General features: G+C 60.7%; 23 protein-coding genes. 10 read left to right on the top strand and 13 right to left on the bottom strand.

All coding sequences use genetic code 11. The features are described from left to right. Positions 1-369: 369 nt before the first annotated feature. From pepN to AF70_RS27270, 6 genes are read right to left on the bottom strand one after another with little or no spacing between them, the layout of a single operon-like run. Positions 370-3027 (bottom strand): aminopeptidase N, encoded by a 2658-nt coding sequence (gene pepN, locus AF70_RS27295; protein WP_028940456.1) that lies wholly within the window; start codon positions 3025-3027, stop codon positions 370-372. Between the two features lie 10 nt (positions 3028-3037). After that, a complete protein-coding gene (locus tag AF70_RS27290; protein WP_018929611.1) occupies positions 3038-3868 on the bottom strand; it encodes a DUF2797 domain-containing protein in 831 nt (276 codons plus the stop codon). Then, on the bottom strand, positions 3865-4125 hold the full coding sequence (locus AF70_RS27285) for a YeaC family protein (RefSeq protein ID WP_019579318.1): 261 nt from the start codon (positions 4123-4125) through the stop codon (positions 3865-3867). Before AF70_RS27285 ends, AF70_RS27290 begins: the two co-directional genes overlap by 4 nt. Positions 4126-4156: 31 nt before the next feature. After that, entirely contained in the window at positions 4157-5026 is an 870-nt protein-coding gene (locus AF70_RS27280) for a rhomboid family intramembrane serine protease (protein WP_019579319.1), read from the bottom strand. Beyond that, the gene (locus AF70_RS27275; RefSeq protein WP_172901237.1) at positions 5023-5997 is read right to left on the bottom strand and encodes a metallophosphoesterase; all 975 of its coding nucleotides are present in this window, start codon (positions 5995-5997) and stop codon (positions 5023-5025) included. The genes AF70_RS27280 and AF70_RS27275 overlap by 4 nt, the downstream gene beginning before the upstream one ends. Beyond that, positions 5994-6884: an NAD(+) kinase gene (locus AF70_RS27270; protein ID WP_007906781.1), complete on the bottom strand. Its 891-nt coding sequence runs from the start codon at positions 6882-6884 to the stop codon at positions 5994-5996. The genes AF70_RS27275 and AF70_RS27270 overlap by 4 nt, the downstream gene beginning before the upstream one ends. A gap of 112 nt (positions 6885-6996) precedes the next feature. On the opposite strand from AF70_RS27270, the gene AF70_RS27265 reads away from it, so the two are divergent. After that, on the top strand, positions 6997-7947 hold the full coding sequence (locus AF70_RS27265; protein ID WP_019579320.1) for a DUF1853 family protein: 951 nt from the start codon (positions 6997-6999) through the stop codon (positions 7945-7947). Positions 7948-7969: 22 nt separating this feature from the next. Here AF70_RS27265 and AF70_RS27260 read toward each other — a convergent pair whose 3' ends face one another. Continuing rightward, a complete protein-coding gene (locus AF70_RS27260) occupies positions 7970-9253 on the bottom strand; it encodes an arsenic transporter (protein ID WP_018929615.1) in 1284 nt (427 codons plus the stop codon). A gap of 144 nt (positions 9254-9397) precedes the next feature. Then, positions 9398-9958 carry an NADPH-dependent FMN reductase gene (locus AF70_RS27255; RefSeq protein WP_018929616.1) on the bottom strand — a complete coding sequence of 187 codons (561 nt, stop codon included), beginning with the start codon at positions 9956-9958 and terminating at the stop codon, positions 9398-9400. Positions 9959-10142: 184 nt separating this feature from the next. Between AF70_RS27255 and AF70_RS27250 the strand changes: the two genes are divergently transcribed. Both AF70_RS27250 and AF70_RS27245 read left to right on the top strand, forming a co-directional pair. Beyond that, the gene (locus AF70_RS27250) at positions 10143-10379 is read left to right on the top strand and encodes a hypothetical protein (RefSeq protein ID WP_018929617.1); all 237 of its coding nucleotides are present in this window, start codon (positions 10143-10145) and stop codon (positions 10377-10379) included. 88 nt (positions 10380-10467) lie between these two features. Further along, positions 10468-11361 carry a LysR substrate-binding domain-containing protein gene (locus tag AF70_RS27245; RefSeq protein WP_019579322.1) on the top strand — a complete coding sequence of 298 codons (894 nt, stop codon included), beginning with the start codon at positions 10468-10470 and terminating at the stop codon, positions 11359-11361. Here the strand turns inward: AF70_RS27245 and AF70_RS27240 are convergent. The 5 genes from AF70_RS27240 to AF70_RS27220 all read right to left on the bottom strand — a co-directional run bounded on the left by AF70_RS27240 (position 11327) and on the right by AF70_RS27220 (position 16554). Next, positions 11327-11941 (bottom strand): GNAT family N-acetyltransferase, encoded by a 615-nt coding sequence (locus AF70_RS27240; protein WP_028940455.1) that lies wholly within the window; start codon positions 11939-11941, stop codon positions 11327-11329. The two genes, AF70_RS27245 and AF70_RS27240, sit on opposite strands and share 35 nt — an antisense overlap. A gap of 14 nt (positions 11942-11955) precedes the next feature. After that, entirely contained in the window at positions 11956-14211 is a 2256-nt protein-coding gene (locus AF70_RS27235) for an Orn/Lys/Arg decarboxylase N-terminal domain-containing protein (RefSeq protein WP_018929620.1), read from the bottom strand. 188 nt (positions 14212-14399) lie between these two features. Continuing rightward, a complete protein-coding gene (dnaQ, locus tag AF70_RS27230; protein WP_019579324.1) occupies positions 14400-15158 on the bottom strand; it encodes a DNA polymerase III subunit epsilon in 759 nt (252 codons plus the stop codon). 91 nt (positions 15159-15249) lie between these two features. Continuing rightward, a complete protein-coding gene (gene rnhA, locus AF70_RS27225; protein ID WP_003180633.1) occupies positions 15250-15702 on the bottom strand; it encodes a ribonuclease HI in 453 nt (150 codons plus the stop codon). Between the two features lie 93 nt (positions 15703-15795). Further along, complete coding sequence (locus AF70_RS27220) at positions 15796-16554, bottom strand: methyltransferase domain-containing protein (protein ID WP_019579325.1); 759 nt, start codon at positions 16552-16554, stop codon at positions 15796-15798. A gap of 65 nt (positions 16555-16619) precedes the next feature. Here AF70_RS27220 and gloB point away from each other — a divergent pair, with 65 nt between their 5' ends. The 7 genes from gloB (at position 16620) to AF70_RS27185 (ending at position 26624) form a co-directional block, all read left to right on the top strand. Next, entirely contained in the window at positions 16620-17387 is a 768-nt protein-coding gene (gloB, locus tag AF70_RS27215) for a hydroxyacylglutathione hydrolase (RefSeq protein WP_019579326.1), read from the top strand. A gap of 99 nt (positions 17388-17486) precedes the next feature. After that, on the top strand, positions 17487-18941 hold the full coding sequence (locus tag AF70_RS27210) for a transglycosylase SLT domain-containing protein (protein WP_019579327.1): 1455 nt from the start codon (positions 17487-17489) through the stop codon (positions 18939-18941). A 301-nt stretch (positions 18942-19242) separates the two neighbouring features. Further along, positions 19243-21075 carry an extracellular solute-binding protein gene (locus AF70_RS27205; RefSeq protein WP_019579328.1) on the top strand — a complete coding sequence of 611 codons (1833 nt, stop codon included), beginning with the start codon at positions 19243-19245 and terminating at the stop codon, positions 21073-21075. Continuing rightward, complete coding sequence (locus AF70_RS27200; RefSeq protein ID WP_028940454.1) at positions 21072-22913, top strand: extracellular solute-binding protein; 1842 nt, start codon at positions 21072-21074, stop codon at positions 22911-22913. Before AF70_RS27205 ends, AF70_RS27200 begins: the two co-directional genes overlap by 4 nt. A 4-nt stretch (positions 22914-22917) precedes the next feature. Beyond that, positions 22918-23991: a microcin C ABC transporter permease YejB gene (locus tag AF70_RS27195; RefSeq protein ID WP_018929626.1), complete on the top strand. Its 1074-nt coding sequence runs from the start codon at positions 22918-22920 to the stop codon at positions 23989-23991. 1 nt (position 23992) lies between these two features. Beyond that, positions 23993-25012, top strand: a complete 1020-nt coding sequence (locus AF70_RS27190) for an ABC transporter permease (RefSeq protein WP_007906755.1) — start codon at positions 23993-23995, stop codon at positions 25010-25012. Position 25013: 1 nt separating this feature from the next. After that, on the top strand, positions 25014-26624 hold the full coding sequence (locus AF70_RS27185; protein WP_018929627.1) for an ABC transporter ATP-binding protein: 1611 nt from the start codon (positions 25014-25016) through the stop codon (positions 26622-26624). The last annotated feature ends 9 nt before the right edge of the window (positions 26625-26633 follow it).

Here is a 26633-nt window from a genome sequence, read left to right as displayed (position 1 = left end):
ACCCGCCCCTTCGGGAGGCTGAGCGCAGGTGTTCATCTGGGGATTGGCGCGCAGCGCCGTTCGACGCAGTCGAACCCATCGCATGTAGGTCGTAGCGAAGCAGACCGTAGGGCGATGCCCCCAGATGGATACCGGAGCGAAGGAACGCCGAGCCTCAGCGAGGGGCCGGACGCTTGGGGCGAGACCTTTTGGGTACTTTTGGGGCGTTTGCCAAAAGTGCCTCGCCGTAAGGGCGAAACCCTAAGTAGCCGTTACCGCAGAAATGGATATGTACTCCATCAAAAATCCCGGTCGGCTATCAGGCCGCCATCGCGAGCAAGCCCGCCCCCACAAGGTCCGAGTGAACACTTGAGAGAGCAGGCAACCAGATCAGGCCAGGCTTTTGCTGACCACTTCGTACACGTCGCTGGACAGCTGCCCCGAAGCGAGAATCCGCTCCAGTTCGCCTTTCATCAACGCCTGACGGGCGCTGTCGTACTTGCGCCAGCGGGTCAGCGGCGCCAGTTGGCGAGAGGCAATCTGCGGATTGAAGCCGTTGAGCTCAATCACCAGATCCGCCAGGAACCGATACCCGGAACCATCCGCCGCGTGGAAGTTGATCAGGTTCTGTCCGGCAAATGCGCCGACCAGTGCCCGCACCTTGTTCGGGTTCTTGATGTTGAACGCCGGGTGTTGCATCAAGGCTTTGACCCGCGCCAGACCGCCGGGCAACGTGCCGCCGGCCTGAACGCTGAACCACTGATCCATGACCAGCGGATTGTCCTTGAAGTGCTCGGCGAAGCTCGCCAGTGCCTTGGCTTTCTGCGCTTCGAACGGCGAATTCACCAACACGGCCAACGCGGTCAGGCGCTCGGTCATGTTGTCGCAGCTGTCGAACTGCTCAAGGGTCGCCGCCAATACTTCTGGCTTGTCGCTGAGCATCAGGTAGGACAACGCAATGTTCTGCAGTGCGCGACGGGCGAAGTGTTCGGCTTCGGCCACATACGGAGTCTTCTTCGACAGATCGCGATTGGCCTGATAACGCAGCCATAGTGCTTCGAACAAAGTGTCCGCCAGTTGCTTGCGCACAAATTCGCGAGCGGTGTGGATCGCTTCGACATCAGCCACTTCGCTGATTTCGGTCAGGTACGCTTCGCTCGGCAGCGAGAGCATTTCCGCAACCATCGCCTGATCCAGCGTCTCGTCGGACAGCACGGTACGCAGCGCTGCAACCAGACGCTGATCCAGCACCAGCGCCTCGCCCTTCTGCTGCTGGGCGATCAACTCTTGCAGCACCTGCACCGACAACTGCTGGCCGGCATCCCAACGGTTGAAACCGTCGCTGTCGTGCTGCATCAGGAACATCAGTTGATCGCGGTCGTACGGGAAGCTCAGTTTCACCGGCGCCGAGAAGCCGCGCAGCAACGACGGCAGTGGTTTTTCAGCAATGTCGACGAAAGTGAAAGTCTGCTCGGCTTCAGTCACCGAGATCACCCGCGAAGTGCCTTGAGCACTGGCTTCACCGGACAGACGCAATGCAATCGCCGCGCCTTTCGAATCAAGCAGACCCAGCTCCACCGGAATCACGAACGGCAGCTTCTCAACCTTGTCCGGGGTTTGCGGGCAGCTCTGGCGGAAGGTCAGGCTGTAGGTTTTCGCTGCGGCATCGTAGGACTCGCTCACCGCCAGACGCGGTGTGCCGGCCTGGCTGTACCAGCGTTTGAACTGGGTCAGATCGACGCCATTGGCATCTTCCATGGCCTTGATGAAGTCATCGCAGGTCACGGCCTGGCCGTCATGGCGCTCGAAGTACAGGTCGCTGCCTTTGCGGAAACCGTCGGCCCCGAGCAAGGTGTGGATCATGCCGACCACTTCCGAACCCTTTTCGTACACGGTCAGGGTGTAGAAGTTGGAAATCTCGATGAAGCTGTCCGGGCGCACGGCGTGGGCCATGGGGCCGGCGTCTTCGGCGAACTGGTGGGTGCGCAGGTACGCCACGTCCTGGATACGCTTGACCGTGGCCGAGTTCATGTCGGCCGAGAATTCCGAATCGCGGAACACGGTGAAGCCTTCCTTGAGCGACAGCTGGAACCAGTCGCGGCAGGTCACGCGGTTGCCCGACCAGTTGTGGAAGTATTCGTGAGCGACAATCGCCTCGACCCGCTGGTGGGCGGCGTCGGTAGCGGTTTCGGCGCGGGCCAGCACGGCGCTGGAGTTGAAGATGTTGAGGCCTTTGTTTTCCATGGCGCCCATGTTGAAGTCGTTGACCGCAACGATCATGAAGATGTCCAGGTCGTACTCGCGACCGTAGACTTCTTCGTCCCAACGCATGGACTTCTTCAGGCTGTTCATGGCGTGCTGGCACTTGTCGATGTTTTCCGGCTCGACGTAAATGCGCAGCGCCACGGAGCGCTCGGTCATGGTGGTGAAAGTGTCTTCGACACACCACAAGTCACCGGCCACCAACGCGAACAGATAGGCAGGCTTCTTGAATGGGTCTTCCCAGGTCGCCCAGTGGCGGCCGTCTTCGCCGGGACCGGAGGCAATCGGGTTGCCGTTGGACAGCAGCACCGGATAGCTGTGCTGCTCGGCGACCACCGTGGTGGTGAACGTGCTCATCACATCCGGGCGGTCGAGGTAATAGGTGATCTTGCGGAAACCTTCGGCCTCGCACTGGGTGCAGAACATGGTGCCAGATTTGTACAGGCCTTCCAGAGCGGTGTTGGTTTCCGGGTGGATCCGGACGCTGGTGTCGACCGTGAAGCTTGTTGCGGTCGGGTGCAGGGTCAGATGGTTCTCGGTCAGTTGGTAGTCGGCGGCGCTCAGCTCCTGGTCGGCCAGGGTCACCGACAACAGCTCGAGTTGCTGGCCGTCGAGCACCAATGGCGGCAGGCCCGGGCCACGCTCAGGGTTGCGGCGCATCACCAGTTGCGCATGGACCAGGCTGTGGTCCTCGAACAACTCGAAGGTCAGGTGCGTCTCGTCGATCAGGTACTCAGGCGCCTGATAGTCCTTCAGGTAGATCATCTTCGGTTGTTCGGTGCGCATGCTGGAGTCCTTACTGATGCACGGCGAGTTGGTAGGCCGTGTATTTACGAATATTGATCACGCCGGTGTCGAAAATCAGGTATTGACCCTTGATCCCCAACAGTGTGCCTTCGGCAATCGGGTTCTTGTCCAGGTTGAAGCTGACGATTTTGGCCGGGTACTGCTCGACCGGATAGCGGATTTCCAGAGGTTCGACATCGGTAATCGTCTGGATTGCTTGTAGGCCGAATCGTTCCTGCAAACTGTGCAAACCTTCGGCGCAGCTTTCAAACAACTGATCGCGAACCTGCGCCAGGTCCACCGACACCGCATCGCCCTTGAGCAAAGCACGCCAGTTGGTCTTGTCAGCGACCTGACTGCGGAACAGGTCTTCGACGAAGCCCGACTGCTGGCGGGTCGAGACGCGCACGATCGGCAAGGCCTGGCTGGCACCCTGATCGAGCCAACGGGTCGGCAGTTGGGTGGCGCGGGTAATGCCGACCTTGATCCCCGACGAATTGGCCAGGTAAACCACATGGTCGGTCATGCAGAACTTTTCGCCCCACTCAGGCTCCCGACAGGTGCCAGCGTCGTAGTGGCAACGCTCCGGGCTCATGATGCAGATGTCGCACTGGGCCAGTTTGGTCATGCACGGGTAGCAGTAACCCTGGCTGAAACTGGTTTTGGTCTTGCGTCCGCAATGGGTGCAGTGGATCGCCCCCAGGTACTCCAGGCGCACCGTGGTGCCGATCAACGGATTGACCGGTACCTCGGCGTCGCCCAGACGAAAAGCGTACTGCACGTTCGGCCCGTCAAGGCGCGCCGACATTTTGCTGATTGCACCGCGGCCAATCTCGATCAATGGATGGCATCCGACTTGAACAGGATATTCGGCACTTCGATCGACTTCGACGCGCACTCCTGCGGGCCCATGTAGCCGGTGCGCTCTTCCTCGGGCAGGTTCTGGATTTCCCAGGCGATCATCGCTTGCAGGGACAGTTCGCGCTGCTCGGCGGTGAGTTTGCCGCCGTCGGACCATTTGCCGATTTCCACCGCCAGTTTCAGGCTCTGGTAGATATCCGGGGTGATGTTTTTGATCATTTCGTTAAAAGAGGACATCAAGGGCTCCGCGCTCTTTATTCATAACTGTTTAGACGGCCAGTTTACGGCGGTTGTACAAACCGCCCAACAAACCGGTGAAGCATCCGATGAGTAACCCGCCGACGTGGGCCGCGTTGGCAATCTCGCCGAAGCCGATCATCGAGACCAGCCCCGACAGGCACAACAACAGCCACACCAGCATCATCACCAACACCCCTCGGGGCAGGCGATAAGCCGGGTTCGGCGACAACAGCTGGAAGATCCAGCAATGCCCGAGCAGGCCGTACAGCACCCCGGACAACCCGCCAAACAGGGTCGGGCCGCTGAAAAGGAACTGGGCATAGTTGGATACCAGGCTGAACAGCAACGTCAGGCCGATCAGGTTGATGCTGCCCTGCCGTGACTCGATGCGCCGCCCCAGTTCCCAATACCACATGCCGTTCATGGCCAGGTGCAGGATGCCGAAATGGATCAGCATCGGCGTCACCAGACGCCACCACTGCCCCGCCGCCAGGCTATCGGCCAGTGGCGTGAAATGGATGTATTCGCCGACCACGCGGAAATCGAGGAAGGTCAGCCAGCGCATCGTCTCGAGGTTTTCGCCCAGCAGCGTCACCACGCCGACGATCAGGCTCAGCAACAGCACGAATGCCGTGGCCTTGCTGTGGCGCAACTGCTCGACAAAACCCGGACGTTGCAGGGTCGGCGCCACCGGGATATCCAGTTGCTGATCGGGGTCGCCGGCCGGAAAGCGTTCGTACAACGAGCGCACGTCTTCGCTGATGCTGGCCGGTACCCACAGTACCTGCTCACCCGCCTCTTCGCTGACCCGATGGGGCACTTGCATGCGCTGCAGCAGTTTGACGAACCCGCTCAAATCTACCGCCAGTGGTAGACGCAATACCGCCACCGCCGTCATTGCAACACCTCCGGCCGCTCGACATCGACCCAGACAAATTTATGCGGGTCGAGACGGGTTTCCTGATCCAGACGATAAGCGACCAGTTTGCCGTAGAGCACCGCGCTGTAATCCAGGCACGCCAGGTTCGGGCGGATCGGCGCCGGTTTGCCGCTGCGCCAGTAGTGGCCGACGAACAGCATCGGCTCATCGATGCCGTAGCGCAGCAAGTTGTCTTTTTCGCTGGACGACAGCGGCGTGCGGGCCACCGGCTCGGGCAAGGCGTCGGGCTGGAACACAATGTCTCCGTAGGTTTGCGGGTCGTCTTCCCAGAATTTAGTGCGGAAGAACGAGCGCGTCAGGCCGTCGCCGCTGGTCATGGTCAAGCCGTGGGGCAAGCGCATGTCGGTGCCGCGCAGCAGACGATCGAACACGGTGCAGGCGAAACTGCCCGGCACCGCGGAGGCCTGGAGGAAGTGTTCGTCGATGCAACCGTCGGGGAACAACCCGCGCAACGGCTCGATCAGGCTGGCATCCCAACAGGCGTGCACCACGCGGAAACGCTCGGCATCGACGAACAATGGCAGCTTGTAGAACCATTGCAGGAAGTCGTGCCAATCCTGGGGGTGATCTTCGAACTGGGTCAGGGTTTCCTGAAGCAGGCGGGCGTGGCGCGGGGTGTGCTCGCGCACGAACTGTTTGCCGCTGCCCGGCAGCGCCGGCGTGCTCCAGCCGAGGGCGTTGAATTCGTGGTTGCCCATGATGCACAGCGCCTGGCCAGCCTCGACCATGTCATGGACGATGTGCAGCGCCTCGCGAATCCGCGGGCCGCGGTCGATGATGTCGCCGAGGAACACCGCCATGCGCGACGGATGTCGCCAGACACCCGCCTGTTTGTGGTAACCGAGCCGGTCCAGCAAGTGCTCAAGGGTCAGAGCGCAACCGTGCACGTCACCGATCAGGTCGTAGCTACGCGCGGGATCGAGCATCAGTCGCCTCCACCACCCAACTTGCTGCCCCAGCCGAGCTTGGTCCGGCAGACTTCGTAGTAGTTGTGGTCGAGTGGGTGAATCAGCCGCAGCTTCTGCGCTTTCTTGCTGATGGTGATGGTGTCACCGGGCGCGCAGGTGAAGTGGTTCTGCCCGTCACAGGAGACTTGCGGGTAAATCTGCATATCTTTGGACACGACGATTTTCAGCTCACTGTTGCCATCGACCACAATCGGCCTACCCGACAAGGTATGGGGGTACATCGGCACAATCACAATAGCGTCGAGCTTGGGATGCATGATCGGGCCGCCCGCAGACAGCGCGTAAGCGGTCGAACCGGTCGGCGTGGCAACGATCAGGCCGTCGGCCTTCTGGCTGCAAACGAACTGGCCATCGATGTACAGCTCGAACTCGATCATCCGCGTCGACTTGCCGGGGTGCAGCACTACATCGTTCAGCGCATCGCCTTGGCCGATGGCCTCGGCGTGGCGCCGGACTTCGGCTTGCAACAGGAAGCGGTTTTCCACCAGGTAATGGCCGTCGAGCACTTCGGCGACTTTGACTTCCAGCTCATCGGGGCGAATATCGGTGAGGAATCCCAGGCTGCCACGGTTGATGCCGAGCACCGGGATGTTGTGCCGGGCCAGCGCCCGGGCAGCGCCCAGCAGGCTGCCGTCACCACCGACCACAATCACCATGTCACAGACTTCACCGAGCATCTTGCGCGACGAAGTTTGCAGGCCATGGCCTGGCAGGACTTCGGCGATGGTGTCTTCGAGGATCACGTGCAGGTGACGATCGAGCAGAAACCGTTTCAGTCGGCGGACGGTATCCAGCACCTGAGAACTGCCCAGGCGACCGATGATGCCGATATTACGAAATTGCTCCATGAGGCCCCTAACGCGTGTGGCGGCGAAAAACACGATTATGGGCGAAAGCGCGGCGTAGACAAAACCCTTTCAGCTACAACGGTGTGCTCTAGTTTCGGGCTATGCTCGCAAGATGATCCTATTTCCAGACTTGCTCCAGTTACCTCACCAGTTGCGCCACCCTGAAGTGCGCGACCTGGCTTGGGTCATCCTCGCGCCGCCGATGCTCGACGCCACCCCGTGGCCGCAGCGTCACCCCCTGGCCGGCAGTGATTGGGTGCAGGCGCCGGAGCGCCTGGAACACTGGCTCAGGCAACTGGATCGTGACAGTTACGATTTGCTGCACTGGCTGGCCCAGGCCAGGACCCGGCGCCTGGGTTTGTATTACGAACGGCTGTGGCAGTACGCCGTGCGGCACGCGCCGGGGATCGAGCTGATCGCCGCCAACATGCCGATCCGTCGCGAAGGCCATACCCTCGGTGAGCTGGACATGCTGCTGCGCGATCGCGATGGCGTGCATCATCTGGAACTGGCGATCAAGCTCTACCTCGGCCCGCAGAACGGTGACGGCCATGACACCGCGCAGTGGCTCGGACCGGGTTGTCATGATCGGCTGGACCGCAAACTGGAACACCTGAGCCGGCATCAATTACCGATTTCCGCGCGGGCGGAGAGCCGTGAGGTGCTGGCGTCGCTGGATATCCAGCAGTTCAGCGCGCATCTATGGCTGGGCGGTTATCTGCTCTATCCGTGGCCAGGGCAGGCCGAACCACCGAGTGGCGCACACCCTCAGCATCTGCGCGGTAGCTGGCTGCACCAGAAGGACTGGGCGGAGTTTGTCGTGCAGCGTCCGTTCGGTCGCTGGCAACCTCTGCCCCGCCACGCCTGGCTGGCGCCGGCGCACTATCCCAAGGAGCAGACCTGGAGCGCTGAACAGCTGGACACGTGGCTGAGCGATCTGGACCCGCTGGCACCCGCCCAATTGATGGTGCGGCTGACAGAGAATGCCAAAGGGGATTGGGAAGAGGCCGAGCGGCTGTTTCTGGTGTCCGATCTTTGGCCGAATGTGCCGGGCAGTGGTTGAGCGCTTGCAGTGTCCGCCCGGTCTAAATGGATAACCGCAACGCCAAGGCCGCCAACGTCACCAACAACACCGGCACCGTCAGCACAACCCCGACCTTGAAGTAGTAGCCCCAGCCAATCCGGATATTCTTGCGCTGCAGCACATGCAGCCACAGCAAGGTCGCCAGACTGCCGATCGGGGTGATTTTCGGCCCCAGGTCGCTGCCGATGACGTTGGCGTAGATCATCGCCTCTTTCGCCACGCCGGTCGCCTGACTGGCATCGATCGAGAGCAAGCCGATCAGCACGGTCGGCAGATTGTTCATCACTGACGACAGCAACGCCGTCAGCACCCCGGTGCCCATGGCCGCGCCCCACACGCCGTAACCGGCGAAGCCATCCAGCCAACCGGCCAGATACCCGGTGAGCCCGGCGTTGCGCAGGCCATACACCACGAGGTACATCCCTAAGGAAAAAATCACGATCTGCCACGGCGCTTCTTTCATGACTTTGCGCGTGGAAATCTTGTGGCCACGGGCGGCAATGGCCAGCAGTAACGCGGCGCACACCGCGGAAATCGCGCTGATCGGAATGCCCAGCGGCTCGAGGGCAAAGCAGCCGAGCAGCAGAATCACCAGCACGACCCAACCGGCATAAAACGTCGCGGTGTCGTGAATCGCGGTGGCCGGGTCTGCCAATTGCTCGGGATGGTAATCACGGGGGATGTCGCGACGGAAAAACACCATCAACATCGCCAGGGTCGCCGCCACGCTTACCAGATTGACCGGAATCATCACCGCAGCGTAGCGGTTGAAACTGATCTTGAAGAAGTCCGCGGAAACGATGTTCACCAGGTTCGACACCACCAGCGGCAGGCTCGCGGTGTCGGCGATGAAACCGGCGCCCATCACGAACGCCAGTGTCGCCGCCGGGGAAAAACGCAGCGCCAGCAGCATGGAAATCACGATCGGCGTGAGAATCAGCGCCGCGCCGTCATTGGCGAACAACGCCGACACCAGTGCGCCGAGCAGCACCATATAAGCAAAAAGCTTGCGCCCGCTGCCCCGCCCCCAACGAGCCACATGCAACGCGGCCCAGGCAAAGAACCCCGCCTCATCCAGCAGCAGGCTGATGATAATCAGCGCAACGAAGGTGCCGGTGGCATTCCAGATGATCTGCCATACCAGCGGAATATCGCTCAGGTGCACCACCCCGGACAGCAGCGCCAGTACCGCGCCGAATACTGCACTCCAGCCGACGCCCAGGCCTTTGGGTTGCCAGATCACCAGGGTGATGGTCAGCAAAAAAATCAACGATGCGATGAGCATATAAACCCGGTTCCAGCCCGACGGAAAAACGAAGCGCGGAATATAGGGAGGTTTGAATAGGCCGTAAAGTGAAGGTGGGATGAAATGCCTGATGTAGCAGCTGCCGAGCCTGCGAGGCAGCCGCTACGAGCTAAAAGGAAGCGGTCATGGCTTTTTATGCTGCTCGACCCACTGCGCATACGCATTGATGAATTTCTGCAGGAACGGCTTGAGCGACTCCGACAACTTGCCCGCCTCGTCGAACGCTGAACCCGCGCCGCCCAGATAAGCTTCCGGCTGCTGCATGCACGGTACATTGAGAAACACCATCGACTGGCGCACATTGTGGTTGGCGCCAAATCCGCCGACGGCGCCCGGTGAAGCGCTGATCACCGCACCCGGCTTGCCGTCCCAGACACTCTGGCCATAGGGACGCGAACCGACGTCAATCGCATTCTTCAACGGCGCCGGCACCGAACGGTTGTATTCCGGGGTCACGAACAGCACCGCGTCGGATGAACGCACCTGTTGTCGGAAAGTGCTGTAGGCTGCCGGCGGTGAATCGCCATCGATGTCTTCGTTGTACAGCGGCAAATCGCCGATTTCGACGATCGTCAGCTTCAGATTGGCAGGCGCCAGCTCGGCCAGCGCCAGCGCGACCTTGCGGTTGATCGATGCTTTTCTCAGGCTGCCGACCAGAACGGCGATCTCGTAGACGTTGCTCATGGAAGATACTCGACTGTTCGATGGAAAGAGCTTCTAGTTATAGATGATCAAATGACGATTCAACCAGCGGGCGACGGAAAATCGCCGCCCCTGACTATTTTTTTCCTGTAGGAAAACTTACCTCGCCCAACCACGGTCTACAGAACCGCAAATTGAGTGATTTATCTCCAGAGGTTCTAAGCAGATGGCAGCAGTACTCGTCGGTCAGTTCCATGCAAGAGACGCGGAAGGCCGTGTTTATTCCGTGCATGAGTTCCAGGAATCCACCCTGTCGCACGACGGCCTCGCCGGCTCTGCGCCTGTCACCACCTATAAACTGGCCATTGGCGATCGGGTCAACAAACTCGACGACAACGCGTTTGTGCTGGTGCAAACCGGTGTCACCCTCATTCGCGAACCTGAAACGAACGTCGCTTCATAACCCGCTGTTATGAGCAGAAGTCATATGCGCGCACTTGAGTTAGGATTCAGTCACTGACTCCCTCACCTGCTGAACATGGACTTCACGCATGCGTTTACGTCATATCGAAGTGATCCAGGCGCTCCTGCAGACCGGTCACCTGGGCACCGCCGCCGAATGGTTGCAGTTGCCCGTGACCGAGGTTGAACGCACGCTGCGCGATGCCGAGGATCAGTTGGGTTTCATGCTGTTTGCCAGCGTGCGTGGCCGTCTGCAAGCCACGCGCGAGGCGCGGGAGTTGCAGGTCGAGATCGCCCGCGTCTACGAGGCCCTTGAGCCGGTCCAGCGACTGGCCAGCAGCCTCAAGCAATATCTGGCCCCGCCCCTGCGAATCATCTGCACCCCGCCGCTGGCGCAACAACTGTTGCCGCAGAGCATCGCGGCGCTGCGCCGACGCCTCCCCGATGCACCTTGCACCCTCCTGAGCCAACCGACCCGCGAGATTGTCAGAAGCCTGCTGCTGCGCGAAAGCGATCTGGGCCTGAGCCTGCACGACCCGGACCACGCCGATATCGATTGCCAGGTCATCGCCCAGGGCAAGCTCCAGCTATTGGCACCCCATGGCTGGCTGCAACCGAAACAAAAGTACATCTCGCTGCAAGACCTGGCCGGCCAGTCAATGGTCGGCCTTGAAGGTCACGACCCGCTCAGCCCGGCGCTGGACAACAAGCTGCATGCGCTGCGCCCTGCCCCGGTCATCCAGACCCGGGTGCAGACGCATCAAATGATGCGCAGCATGGTCGAGGCCGGTGAAGGCCTGGCGATTGTCGATCCGTTTACCGCCCTCGGCGCCAAATCGGCCGGGCTCGATGCCTGCCCGCTGGCGCCTGCGGTGCCGGTCAGCGTCTATGCCTTGCGCCTGAAAAACGCCGAGCCCTCTCCAGCGGTCCAGACGCTGCTGGACATCATCACGGAACAAGCCGTGGCGATGCTGGCGAGCTGATCGGTTTTTCCAGCGGGTTATCGAACAATCGATACCAGAACAATGCGACTTCGGCGGTGTTCGGGTCGATCCCGCGATAGCGCAGATGATCGATCCCGCCAACCACGTAGCCACAGCGTTCATACAGCCGGCAGGCCCCAAGATTATTGTTCTGGGTTTCCAGCATGATGCCCGGCAGCTTTTTCTTGCGGCTCCAGAACTGCGCTACGTCCAGCAACGCCTTGGCCACGCCATGGCGACGCGCCGGTGCATGCACCGCCAATTCATCGATATGGGCGAAACCGTTCCAGTTGGTGCTGACCACCAGGTGGCCCACCGGCTCATCATCCAGATAAGCCATGAAAATCGCACTGTCGGCGGCATCGCGAAAACTGCTGAACTCTTCGGGATCGATGCCGTAGCACTTGCGATACGGGGTGATTGGCGTCACCGGCCACTGCGCCACCGGCCTGCCGATTTCTGCTGCGCCATAGGCGGCGACTTCAAAACTGAAATCACTGCCCCAGATATAAGCCGCAAAACCCTCATCGGCGACACGCACCGAGAGGCCCGGGTATTTGGGATTCATGACAGGCTGCATACTCGCAAAGGTCCTCATTCCTTGATGCAATCGACGGTGTAGTGCCGTCCATTGCCCTCGTCTTCATGTTGCAAGCCATGCACATCGGCGACAAACCCGGGGAAGCTGCTGTCGAACGCCCGGGCAAACTTCAGGTAATCGATGATCGAGCGGGTCGACTCGGTGAAACGCTCACCGGGCATGATCAACGGGATCCCTGGCGGGTATGGCACCAGCATCACTGCCGCGATCCGCCCGTCCAGGGCATCGATCGAAACGGCCTCCACTTCCCCGCGTACCAATTGATCATAGGCATCCGCTGGCTTCATCGCGACTTCCGGCAACACCGTGTACATGCGTTTGAGGTGTTTAGCCGTGGCGTTGCTGCGATAACAGGCGTGCAATTGATCGCACAGATCGCGCAACCCCATGCCTTGATATCGGGCCATGTTCTGTTGCGCCACGCACGGCAGGCAGGTGGCCAGGCTGACGTTGGCGTCGTAACTGCGCTTGAACTCCAGCAATTCGGTCAGCAGCGTGCTCCATTTGCCCTTGGTAATGCCCATCGAGAACAGCACCAGGAATGAATACAGCCCGGTCTTTTCCACGACCAGCCCACGCTCCCAGAGGAACTTGCTGACTACCGCCGCCGGAATCCCCCGCGCACTCAGCGCGCCGCCCGCCGTCAGCCCCGGCATCACCAGCGTGACCTTGATTGGGTCGAGCAGCACATAGTCGTCGGTCACGCCGCCAAAGCCGTGCCAATCGGCGTCGGGTTGCAGCAGCCAGTCTTCGGCGGCCACTTGCTCGATGGCTTCGACCGAGGGCGGCTGCCAGATGGAAAACCACCAGTCATCGGCGGCGATATGCTGGCGCAGATTGGCCAGCGCCCGGCGAAAACTCAGCGCTTCGTCGAACATTTCCTGTAGCAGCGAACGACCGGCCGGCCCTTCCATCATCGCCGAGGCCACGTCCAGCGAGGCGATGATGCTGTACTGCGGCGAGGTCGAGATGTGCATCATGAACGCTTCGTTGAAACGATCGCGATCCAGCTGCCGTGCACCGCCGTCCTGAACGTGAATCATCGACGCCTGGCTGAACGCCGCCAGCAGTTTGTGCGTGGAATGGGTGGTAAACACCAAGGGGCTGTCTTCGCTGCGGGACGTGCCCATGCCATAACGGCCGGCGAAGAACTCGTGGAATGCCGCGTAGGCGAACCAGGCCTCGTCGAAATGCAGCACCTCGACGCTGTTGCCCAGGCTCTGCTTGATCAGTTCAGCGTTGTAACAGAGGCCGTCGTAAGTCGAGTTGGTCACCACCGCCAACTTGACCTTGGGCTCGCGGCCCTGGGTCAGCGGGCTCGCGTCGATCTTGGCCTGGATTGATTCGCGGCTGAACTCACTCAACGGAATCGGGCCAATGATCCCCAGCTCATTGCGCTCCGGGCACAGGTACAGCGGAATCGCGCCGGTCATGATGATCGCGTGCAACACTGACTTGTGGCAGTTGCGATCCACCAGCACCAGATCATCGCGTGCCACCATGGAATGCCAGACGATCTTGTTGGCGGTCGAGGTGCCATTGATCACGAAAAAGGTGTGATCGGCGCCGAAGTTGCGGGCCGCTCGCGCTTCCGCCTCAGCCAGCGGGCCAGTGTGATCGAGCAGCGAACCGAGTTCCGGCACCGACACCGATAAGTCCGAACGCAGGGTGTTTTCCCCGAAAAACTGGTGAAACGCCTGCCCCACCGGGCTCTTGTGATACGCCACGCCGCCGCCATGCCCCGGCGTGTGCCAGGAATAATTGGAGTCGGCGGTGTGCTGCACCAGCGCCTTGAAGAACGGCGGCAACAGACCGTCCAGGTACTTGCGCGCCGCACGGGCAACCTGACGGGCAAGGAATGGCACGGTGTCTTCGAACAAATAGAGAATGCCGCGCAGCTGATTGAGCTCGGCCATGGCGTCAGCCGGGGCGTTTTCCAGGGTGACCTGTTCACCCAGGGCGAAGATCGGCAGGTCCGGCGCCCGAACCCGCGCCAGGCGGATCAGTTCGGCCATGTTGTGCAGAAGATGCGCGTGGGTGCTGGCGTCTTCGGCGGCAATCAACATGCAGGCAAGGCCGTGATGGGTCGAGGCGACCAGACGCCCCTCGGTGTAATCGACTGCTGAAACGATACTGAAACCTTCCTGCTCCAGCTCCCGGGCAATGCCACGCACACGATCACCGGCAACGGTGTCGGCCTTGATGTCGCGGTGGACGATCAGGACCGGGAATTTCAAATCTTTATACATGAGGCTCGGCGTCCTGAAGCGGCAGATCGTGGCCTGCCAATCACCTCAGGGTAGAGGGTTGGAGCGCATGTGGCGAGGGGGATGCCCCGTGGCGGGTCGGCTGACGCACTCTTTTGTGGCAAGGGCAGCGGTTCGGACACTCCACCCGTAGCAGCTGCCGAAGGCTGCTACAGGGAACGCGCGATGAATTACGCCTGAGCCTTGGCCTCGGCCAATTGCTGCCACAGCGACGGCGCGCCGGCGGATTTGGCAATGGCTTCCAGGCGCGCAACGTGCTGAGCCAGATCCTCTTCACTGGCGCGGATGATCCGGGTCGGCTGACGATCGGCCGGCAGACGACGGATTTCCGTGGCGGAATTATCGGCACCTTCGCCCGAACCGTTGCCATCGGACGCGTTACCGGCCAGCGACAGGCTGGTCTGGCCGCCGGTCATGGTCAGGTAAACGTCGGCGAGAATCTCGGAGTCGAGCAAGGCGCCGTGCAGTTCACGGCCGGAGTTGTCGACGCCATAGCGTTTGCACAAGGCGTCGAGGCTGTTGCGCTGCCCCGGGTGACGTTCCCGGGCCATTATCAGGGTGTCGAGGATCGTGCAGTGCTGTGTGATGTCCGCGCGATCGTGCTGGCCCATCAGGGCAAATTCGTTGTTGATGAAGCCAACGTCGAACGCCGCGTTATGGATGATCAGCTGTGCGCCCTTGATGAACTCGAAAAATTCATCGGCCACTTCAGTGAAACGCGGCTTGCCCACCAGAAATTCGTTAGTGATGCCGTGGACGCCAATGGCGCCTTCATCACTCTCGCGATCCGGTTGCAGGTAAACGTGAAAATGCCGGCCGGTCAGGCGCCGACCGAGCAACTCGACACAACCGATTTCGATAATCCGGTGGCCGTCGGTCACCGGCATGCCGGTGGTTTCGGTATCGAGTACAACGGATCTGGTGGCCATCAGTGCTCAGCTCTCAACGGGTCAATCGTGCAAAAGCGGCGATGTTAACACGCTCGCGTGGGTCTTTCAGATAGACCGCGTTACGCCGGAATCAAGCCTGCTTGTACCCGCGCACTTCATCCACGCCACGGTTGGCCAGTTGGTCGGCCCGTTCGTTGCCATGATGGCCGATGTGCCCGCGCACCCATTTCCAGGTGACGTTGTGGCGGTTGACCTGCTCGTCGAGCAGTTTCCACAGGTCGGCGTTTTTCACTGGTTCCTTCGCGGCGGTTTTCCAGCCGCGTTTCTTCCAGTTGGCCATCCACTCGTTGATGCCTTTCATCACGTACTGGGAGTCGGTCACCAGCAGCACGTCGCAAGAACGCTTGAGCTCTTCCAGGCCACGGATCGCCCCCATCAGCTCCATGCGGTTGTTGGTGGTGTTGGCTTCGCCGCCCCAGAGTTCTTTTTCGACGCCCTTGCACACCAGCAACGCGCCCCAGCCGCCTGGGCCAGGATTGCCCTTGCAGGCGCCATCGGTGAAGAGTTCTACGCTATCGCTCATGCCAATCTATCCAGAAAATGCGCTGGCTCGCCGATCGGTGACCGACGATGCCCGAGGCCGGGGCATACCCGGCCGGGAATATAAAAAAGTGTATTACGGTTCGATGTGACGACGATTGACCTTGGCCATCGGCAACGGAATCAGCTTGCCCATCGGTTCGCGCCGTACCTGGCGCACCGGCCGCAGCCCCACCACGATCTTGCGCGCGACTAATAAATAGAAGCCGCCACCCGACAATTGCCAGTCACCGGCCTTGCGCTCCCAACCGGCCAGACGAGCTTGCCAGGCAGGTGACGCAAGCGGCGGACGATAGCACCCGAAGCGGCGTTTCTCCAGCGCGAAGCCCAGCAGGTTCAGCCAGTCGCTGACCCGCGACGGCGAAATGCAGCGCGCCTTGCGCAAGGCGTCATGGGCGAACACATGACGCAGGCCCCAACTGCTCCAGGGGTTGATCCCGATAATCAGCAGATGCCCGCCGGGGCGCACACTGCTCGCCGCTTCGCGCAACAAGCCGTGGGGCGACAGGCAGAAATCCAGCCCATGCTGCAACACCACCACATCGGCGGCATGCTCGCTCAAGGGCCAGGCCTGCTCTTCGCAGACGATCTCGACCCCCGGCAACGGCGCGCCGAGTCGCACATTGCGCTGCACCTGCGGCGCCGACGGTGGCGTCTGTGCCGAGGGACCGTAATGCACCAGATAGCCGCCGAAGAAGCGCCCCAACTCGTCTTCGAGCATGCGTCGTTCTTCGTCCAGCAAAAATTGCCCGATGGGACCGGACAGCCAGTCACGAGCCGCGCTGATCAATGCCAGCCAGTCAGGATCAGCCTGAGCGAACGCTTTATCGGTCATTGCATTCTCCAACGCGCCAGGAAGCTCTAAGATGCGCCAATGTTTTCCGCTTGGCGAATCCGACGATGATACAGATCAGTGCCCTGCCCGCCTTCACCGACAACTACATCTGGTTGTTACAAGACCACAGCACCCAGCGCTGCGCCGTAGTCGATCCGGGCGATGCCGCGCCCGTAGAGGCGTGGCTCGCGGCGCACCCGGGTTGGGTGTTAAGCGATATTCTGATCACTCATCACCATCATGACCATGTCGGCGGCGTCGAGCGGCTGAAAAAAGCGACAGACGCAACCGTCTATGGCCCGGCTAGCGAGACCATCCCGGCACGGGACGTGGCCCTCAAGGACAGCGACCGGATCAACGTGCTGGGCTGGGACCTCGATGTCATCACAGTACCGGGTCATACCCTGGGGCATATCGCCTATTACCACCGTGGTCATTTGTTTTGCGGCGACACCCTGTTCGCTGCCGGTTGCGGACGCTTGTTCGAAGGCACGCCCGAGCAAATGCATCACTCGCTGAGCCGCCTCGCGGCGCTTCCCGAAGACACGCTGGTCTACTGCACCCACGAGTACACCCTGAGCAATCTGAAGTTTGCCGTGGCGGTCGAACCGGGCAATCCCGACACCCTCGAACGACTGGCCAAAGTCACCCGTCAACGGGAAGCCGGAATCATGACGCTGCCTTCGACCCTGGCGCTGGAAAAGCTCACCAATCCGTTTTTGCGTACCGGCGAAACATCCGTTAAAGAAAAAGTGGACGAACGGAATGGAACCGAAAACCGGGCGCCGAGTGCGGTCTTTGCTGCATTGCGGGCTTGGAAAGATACGTTCTAAGCTGCCTGCGCAATGGTACAAAAATTCTGAATGGTTGACCGCAGGGGGTGTGCTTTCTAGAATCGCCCGACATTTTCGCCCGGAACTTACTTCCAGCCAATGTCGTCACCTATTCGTAAAGCCACCAATTCAGACGCATTGACCCGCTTGGCTCAAGCCATCGCGGTGGCTGTGTCCGCCACTTTGGCGGGCTGTTCAAGCCATGTGCCGCAGACCGAAGCGACACACACACCGAATATCGCCGCGCGAGCCAAGCAAAAACCAATCTGGCTCAGCGAAAAACCAACACCGCAAGTTCCCCAGGACGTCTGGGAGCGCATGCGCCAGGGCTTCCAGTTGCAGGACAACCTGGGCGTCAACCCGCGCATCGAGCAGCAGCGCCTGTGGTTCGCCAGCAACCCGTCCTTCCTCGAAAACGCCGGCGAACGCGGCAGCCTCTACATTCACTACATCGTCGAACGCCTTGAAGAGCGCAACATGCCGCTGGAACTGGCGCTGTTGCCAGTGATTGAAAGCGCCTACAACCCGATGGCCTATTCCCGGGCCGACGCGGTGGGTCTTTGGCAATTCATTCCTTCCACCGGGCGTTACTTCAACCTGCGTCAAACCCGTTTCTATGATGGCCGTCGCGATATCACCGCCTCGACCACCGCGGCCATGGATTACCTGACCCGCCTGCACGACATGTTCAACGGTGACTGGCTACTGGCCCTGGCGGCCTACAACGCCGGCGAAGGCACGGTCAGCCGGGCCATCGAGCGCAACGAGAAGCTCGGTCTTCCAACCGATTATTGGAACCTGCCGCTGCCAGCGGAAACCCAGGCCTATGTGCCGAAGCTGCTGGCTTTGTCGCAAGTGGTGTTGGCGCCCGATGCCTATGGTGTGAACCTCAAGTCGATCGCCAACGAACCGTACTTCCAGGTCGTCGAAATCAACCAGCGCATGGACCTGTCCAAGGTTGCCGCGGTGGCCAACATCGACGAAGACGAACTATTCCAGCTCAACCCGGCCTTCAAGCAACGCACTACCATCGACGGCCCCCAGCATCTGCTGGTGCCGACGTCCAAGGCGCAACTGCTGACTGCCAGCCTGTCGACCATGCGTCCTGAAGAGCTGATCAGCCAGCGGCCGCTCAAGCCGGTGTTCGAAGGTGCCGACGACAGCGAAATCGCCAGCATCAAGCGCGCCTACCGGGTCAAGCGCGGAGAAAATCTGGCCTCCATTGCCAGGGCCAACAAGGTCGACGTCAAGGACCTGCAACGCTGGAACAAGCTGAACGGCAAGAACCTCAAGGTCGGCCAGACCCTTGTGATGCAGGACACCACCAAGCGCAGCGGCGGTCGCATCAACACTGTCGTGGCGGCGAACAGCAAAACCAGCGGCAAGTCGGACAAACAGAAGCCGCAGACCCAGTACAAGGTCCAGCAAGGCGACTCGTTGTACATGGTTGCCAAACGTTTCAATGTCGAAATGCAACACCTCAAGCGCTGGAACCCTCGGGTAGGCCAGGCGCTGAAGCCGGGTCAGATGCTGACGGTTTCTTCCCCGCATTAAACAGCACGCCCTGCCTAGGGGCTTTTGTGGCGAGGGAGCTTGCTGTGACGAGGGGGCTTGCCCCCGTTGGGATGCGAAGCAGCCCCCTCAACCTGCAACGGGTTTCTTCTGACAGACAGCGCGCACCGGTTTCACGACTGCTTCGCAGCCGAACGGGGGCAAGCCCCCTCGCCACAGGTATCGCGCTTGCAGGCCAATCCCCTAACAATTAATCGCACATTAAGCCCCGTCTTTTTCCTGTCGATACAAGCTGTTACTGTACGGCCCACAAAGCCCAAGCCGCCTGGATCGGATCTCTGACTTGAAGCGTCCCCTCCTCCTGCTCCTGATCAGCCTGGCCTTGAGCTCCCCCGCAAGCGCGACGATCAGCGAAAGCCACGGTTATGCGCAGTTCGGCACGCTCAAGTACCCGGCCAGATTTACCCACTTCGACTGGGTCAACCCGCAAGCGCCCAAGGGCGGTACGTTGCGGGTGATGGCGTTTGGCACCTTCGATACGCTCAACCCTTACACCTTCAAAGGTTCGAGCCCGGTTTCCACGGCCAACTTCCTGCAATACGGCATCAACGAACTCAACGAACCGCTGATGGTCGGCACCGGCCAGTACGCGCCGTCGGGCGATGAGCCAACGTCCAGTTATGGCCTGATCGCCCAATCGGTGGAATACAGCGAGGACCGCAGCTGGGTGGTGTTCAACCTGCGCCCCGAAGCGCGCTTCCACGATGGCACGCCGATCACCGCTTACGATGTCGCGTTTTCTTACCGTCTGCTGCTCAAGGAAGGTCATCCGCAATACCGCACCAACCTCCAGGAAGTGTCGCGGGTCGACATCCTCAACCCGCGGCGCATTCGCTTCGTCTTCAAGCGCTCCGGCAATCCGTTGCTGATCCTGCGCCTGGGCGAGTTGCCGGTGCTGCCCCAGCATTACTGGAAAGATCGCGATTTCAAGGCCACCACCTTCGAACCGCCATTGGGCAGCGGGCCGTATCGCATCACTTCGGTAACCCCTGGGCGGCAGATCGTCTTCGAACGGGTCAAGGATTACTGGGGCAAGGACCTGCCGGTCAATCGCGGCAAGTACAACGTCGACCGCATGGAAGTCGAGTTCTACCGTGACAGCGATGTGGCCTTCGAAGCATTCAAGGCCGGCGAGTTCGACATCTACATCGAGCATCAGGCGAAAAACTGGGACAACGGCTACGACTTCCCGGCCGTGCGCCGTGGCGAGGTGATCAAGGCGCAGATCCCGCACCAGATCCCGACCCAGAGCCAGGGCCTGTTCATGAACACTCGGCGGTCGACCTTCGCCCAGATCAAGGTCCGTGAAGCGCTGGGGCTGATGTTCGATTTCGAGTGGACCAACCGCACGCTGTTCAGTGGCGCCTACACACGCGCCATGAGTTACTACCCCAACAGCGAGTTCTCTGCCACGGGACTGCCGGTCGGCCACGAGTGGCTGTTGCTCAAGCCCTATCGCGATCAGTTGCCCGCCAAGCTGCTCACCGAGCCGTTCAGCCTGCCGCAGACCGAAGGCCGCGGCATTCCGCGCGAAACCATGCGCAAGGCCTTGGGCCTGCTCGCCGAAGCCGGCTGGAAGCTCAATGGCCAGCGGCTGCAGAACAGCATCGGCCAACCGCTACGCTTCGAGATCCTGCTGGTCAACCCGAACCTGGAGCGGATCCTTCAGCCTTACGTCGAGAACCTCGCCAGCATCGGTATCGACGCACGGCTGCGCACGGTCGATCGCGCCCAGTACAAACAGCGCCTCGATCAATTCGATTTCGACATGATCCTGATGACCCTCAACCAGACCCTCAGCCCGGGCCTGGAGCAATGGCAGTACTTCCACTCCAGCCAGGTCGGGATCAAGGGCAGCAAGAACTACGCAGGCATCGCCGACCCGGTGGTCGACCATTTGCTCGAACAACTGCTCGGCGCCCAGACCCGGGATGAACAAGTCGCCGCCGGCAAGGCGCTCGACCGGGTGCTGCTATGGCAGCACTACATCATTCCCAACTGGTACCTCAATTATCACCGTTTGGCCTACCGCAACCGGTTCGCCTTCGTCACCACGCCGCCCTACACCCTGGGCCTGAGCGCGTGGTGGCTGAAATCTTCGGAGAAAGATCAATGACTCCCTTACGCGCCCTGCTCTTGCAGGCCAGCGGTCTGTTGTTCGCCGGGCTGGCCTGCGCCGCCCCGCAACATGCCTTGACCCTGTACAACGAGCCGCCGAAATACCCGGCCGACTTCAAGCATTTCGACTACGTAAACCCTGACGCACCCAAGGGCGGGATCTTCCGTCAGGCCGGGTTCGGAGGCTTCGACAGCCTCAACCCGTTCATCAGCAAAGGCGTGCCGGCCGATGACATCGGCATGATCTACGACACCCTGGCCAAACAGGGTCTGGATGAACCCTTCACTGAATACGGCCTGATCGCCGGCAAGATCGAGAAAGCCCCGGACAACAGCTGGGTGCGTTTCTACCTGCGCCCCGAAGCGCGTTTTCACGACGGCCACCCGGTGCGCGCCGAAGATGTGGTGTTCAGCTTCCAGACCCTGATCAAGGACGGCGCCCCGCTCTACCGTGGCTATTACAGCGACGTGGAAGAAGCGATCGCCGAAGACCCGCTCACCGTGCTGTTCAAGTTCAAACACACCAACAACCGCGAACTGCCGCTGATCCTCGGCCAATTGCCGGTATTGCCCAAACATTGGTGGGCCACCCGCGACTTCAACAAGGGCAACCTGGAACTGCCGCTGGGCAGCGGCCCATACAAAGTCACCGAAGTGAAAGCCGGGCGTTCGGTACGCTATGAACGGGTCAAGGATTACTGGGGCAAGGACCTGCCGGTCAATCGCGGGTTCTACAACTTCGACGTGATGACCACTGACTATTACCGCGACAACACCGTTGCACTGGAAGCACTCAAGGCCGGTCAGTTCGACTACTGGCTGGAAATGTCCGCGAAAAACTGGGCCAAGGCCTACAACATTCCGGCGGTGACCGAAGGGCGGCTGATCAAGGAAGAAATCCCCAACGGCAACCCCACCGGCATGCAAGGCTTCGTGTTCAACCTGCGTCGTCCGGTGTTCCAGGATGTGCGCGTGCGCCAGGCGCTGACCCTGTTGCTGGACTTCGAGTGGACCAACAAGCAACTGTTCAACGGCGCCTACGTGCGTACCCGCAGTTACTTCGAAAACTCGGAAATGGCCGCCACCGGCCTGCCGGACGCCGATCAACTGGCGATTCTCGACCCGTTCCGCGGCAAGATTCCCGAGCAAGTGTTCAGCGAGGCGTTCCAGAACCCGCTGACCGACGCCAGCGGCATGATCCGCACCCAGCAGCGCAAAGCCTATCAACTGCTGCAAGAGGCCGGCTGGCGGATCGTCGACGACAAGATGGTCGACGCCACCGGCAAACCGGTGACCATCGAATTCCTGCTGGCCCAGACCGAGTTCGAGCGGGTGCTGCTGCCGTTCAAGCGCAACCTCAGCGACCTGGGCATCGATCTGGTGATCCGTCGGGTCGACGTTTCGCAATACATCAGCCGCGTACGCTCCCGGGACTTCGACATGATCGTCGGCAGTTTCCCGCAATCCAACTCGCCGGGTAACGAACAGCGCGAGTTCTGGATGACCGCCGCCGCCGACAAACCCGGCAGCCGCAATTCCATGGGCCTTAAAGACCCGGTGGTGGACCAATTGGTCGAGCAACTGATCAACGCCGATTCGCGCAAAAGCCTGGTGGCCCACGCCCGGGCGCTGGACCGGGTGCTGCAATGGGGCTATTACGTGATCCCCAACTGGCACATCAAGACCTGGCGCGTGGCGTACTGGAACCACATCGGCCACCCGAAGGTTTCGCCCAAATATGACATCGGCATCAATACCTGGTGGGTCAAGCCCGACGCGACACCTGCGATAGAAGTCGAAACCAAACTGCAAGCCGACCCTGCGGGCACGGAGTAATCAGATGCTGGCGTATATTTTTCGGCGACTGCTGCTGATCATCCCGACCCTGTTTGGCATTCTGCTGATCAACTTCGTGATCATCCAGGCCGCCCCCGGTGGGCCGGTGGAACAGATGATCGCCAAACTCGAAGGCTTCGAAGGCGCCACCAGCCGCATTGCCGGCGGCGGAGCCGAAGTGTCGGTAGCCGGCTCGGCCTATCGTGGGGCGCAAGGCCTGGACCCGGCGCTGGTCAAGGAAATCGAGCACATGTACGGCTTCGACAAATCGGCGCCGGAACGCTTGTGGATCATGATCAAGAACTACGCCACCCTGGATTTCGGCGACAGCTTCTTCCGCGACGCCAAGGTCATCGACCTGATCAAGGAAAAGATGCCGGTGTCGATCTCCCTCGGGCTGTGGAGCACGCTGATCATGTACCTGGTGTCGATCCCGTTGGGGATCGCCAAGGCGACGCGACACGGCAGTCACTTCGATGTGTGGACCAGTTCGGCGATCATCGTCGGTTACGCGATCCCGGCGTTCCTGTTCGCCATCCTGCTGATTGTGGTGTTCGCCGGCGGCAGCTATTTCGACTGGTTCCCGCTACGGGGCCTGACCTCGAACAACTTTGATGAGCTCAGCACCGGCGGCAAGATCCTCGATTATTTCTGGCACCTGGCTCTGCCGGTCACTGCACTGGTGATCGGCCACTTCGCGACCATGACCCTGCTGACCAAAAACAGCTTCCTCGACGAAATCAACAAGCAATACGTGGTCACCGCCAAAGCCAAGGGCCTGACCCGTCACCGCGTGCTCTACGGCCATGTGTTTCGCAACGCGATGCTGTTGGTGATCGCCGGTTTCCCTTCAGCGCTCATCGGGATCTTCTTCACCGGCTCATTGCTGGTGGAAGTGATCTTCTCCCTCGACGGCCTCGGCCTGATGAGTTTCGAAGCAGCGATCAACCGCGACTACCCGATCGTCTTCGGCACGCTGTTCATCTTCACGCTGCTGGGGCTGGTGCTGAAGCTGATCGGCGACCTCACGTACACCCTTGTCGATCCGCGCATCGACTTCGAAAGCCGGGAGCATTGAGATGAACCTGTCCCCTCTCAATCGCCGACGTTTCGAGCTGTTCAAGGCCAACAAGCGTGGCTGGTGGTCGTTGTGGCTGTTTCTGATTCTGTTCGGCGCAAGCCTCGGCGCCGAGCTGATCGCCAACGACAAACCACTGGTGGTGCATTACGACAACGCCTGGTACTTCCCGGCGCTCAAGCGCTATCCGGAAACCGCGTTCGGCGGCGAATTCCCGCTGGAAGCCAACTACAAGAGCCCGTACATCCGCGAACTGCTCAAGGCCAAGGACGCCTGGGTGGTGTGGGCGCCAATCCCCTACAGCTACCAGAGCATCAACTACGACCTGAAAGTCCCGGCCCCCGCGCCGCCGTCCGCCGATAACCTGCTGGGCACCGACGATCAGGGCCGTGATGTGTTGGCCCGGGTGATTTACGGTTTCCGGATTTCGGTGCTGTTCGCTTTGACGCTGACCATTCTCAGCTCGATCATCGGCGTGATCGCCGGCGCCTTGCAGGGCTTTTATGGCGGCTGGGTCGACCTGGCCGGGCAGCGTTTCCTGGAGATCTGGTCCGGGCTGCCGGTGCTGTACCTGCTGATCATCCTTGCCAGTTTCGTGCAGCCGAACTTCTGGTGGCTGCTGGGGATCATGCTGCTGTTCTCGTGGATGAGCCTGGTGGATGTGGTGCGCGCCGAGTTCCTGCGCGGGCGGAATCTGGAATACGTGCGCGCGGCCCGGGCGCTGGGCATGCAGAATGGTGCGATCATGTTCCGCCACATTTTGCCCAACGCCATGGTCTCGACCATGACCTTCATGCCGTTCATCCTGACCGGCGCCATCGGCACGCTGACCGCCCTCGACTTCCTCGGCTTCGGTTTGCCGCCGGGCGCCCCGTCGCTGGGTGAGTTGGTGGCCCAGGGCAAATCCAACCTGCAAGCGCCGTGGCTCGGCATGAGTGCGTTTGCGGTGCTGGCGTTGATGTTGAGTTTGCTGGTATTCATCGGCGAGTCCGCTCGCGATGCCTTCGACCCGAGGAAGTGAAATGAATCAGGACAATCTGATCGAAGTGCGCGACCTGGCCGTCGAATTTGTCGTTGGCGAGCACGTTCAGCGGGTGGTCGAAGGCGTCAGCTTCGACATCAAGCGCGGCGAAACCCTGGCGCTGGTGGGTGAAAGCGGCTCCGGCAAATCGGTGACCGCCCACTCGATCCTGCGGCTGCTGCCCTATCCGCTGGCCCGGCATCCGTCCGGCACCATCACCTATTCCGACCGGAACTTGTTGGAGCTGAAAGAGAAAACCATCCGCCACATCCGCGGCAACCGGATCGCGATGATCTTTCAAGAGCCGATGACCTCGCTCAATCCCCTGCATTCGATCGAGAAGCAGATCAACGAGGTATTGGGCATCCACAAGGGCCTGACCGGCAAAGTCGCGACCAGGCGCACGCTGGAGCTGCTGGAGATGGTCGGCATCCCGGAACCCGAGAAGCGTCTCAAGGCCCTGCCCCACGAATTGTCCGGTGGCCAGCGCCAACGGGTAATGATCGCCATGGCCCTGGCCAACGAGCCGGAACTGCTGATCGCCGACGAACCGACCACCGCGCTGGACGTGACTGTTCAGCTGAAAATCCTCGAATTGCTCAAGGAATTGCAGGCCCGCCTGGGCATGGCGTTGTTACTGATCAGTCACGATTTGAACCTTGTACGAAGAATTGCGCATCGCGTATGTGTCATGCAGCGCGGTTGCATCGTCGAACAGGCATCGTGCGAAGAATTGTTCCGCGCGCCGCAGCATCCGTACACCCGGGAACTGCTGGCAGCGGAGCCCAGCGGCAAGCCTGCGACCAATGTAATTGGCCCGCCATTGCTGCAGGTCGAGGACCTGAAAGTCTGGTTCCCGATCAAGAAAGGCTTTCTGAAAAAGACCGTCGACCACATCAAGGCGGTGGACGGCATCAATTTCAGCCTGCCCCAGGGACAGACCCTGGGGATTGTGGGAGAAAGCGGTTCCGGCAAGTCGACGCTCGGTTTGGCGATTTTGCGGCTGATCGGCAGCAAAGGGGCAATCCGTTTTGAAGGCAAGCAGCTAGACTGCCTGACGCAGCAACAGGTTCGGCCGCTGCGGCGGGAAATGCAGGTGGTGTTCCAGGACCCTTTCGGCAGCCTGAGCCCACGGATGTGCGTGAGCCAGATCGTCGGCGAAGGCCTGCGGATCCACAAGATGGGCACCGAGGCCGAGCAGGAACAAGCGATTATTGCGGCACTCAAGGAGGTAGGCCTGGATCCGGAAACCCGGCACCGCTACCCCCATGAATTTTCCGGTGGGCAGCGGCAGAGAATCGCCATTGCCCGGGCTTTAGTGCTAAAACCGGCGTTGATTCTGCTGGACGAGCCGACTTCGGCCCTCGACCGCACCGTGCAACGCCAAGTGGTGGAGCTGCTACGTTCACTGCAAACCAAGTACAACCTGACGTATTTGTTTATCAGCCATGACCTGGCTGTCGTCAAAGCGCTGAGCCACCAGCTGATGGTGGTCAAGCATGGCCAAGTGGTCGAACAGGGAGACGCGCAAAGTATCTTTGCCGCCCCCCAACATCCGTATACACAGCAGTTGCTGGAAGCCGCTTTTCTGGCACCAGCCACTGCGCAATAAACCTGAAAG

It is taken from the genome of Pseudomonas sp. KD5 (genome assembly GCF_012932895.1).
Classification (GTDB): domain Bacteria; phylum Pseudomonadota; class Gammaproteobacteria; order Pseudomonadales; family Pseudomonadaceae; genus Aquipseudomonas.
Note: the sequence above shows the minus strand (reverse complement) of the source record. Positions and strands in the feature narration are given on the sequence as shown.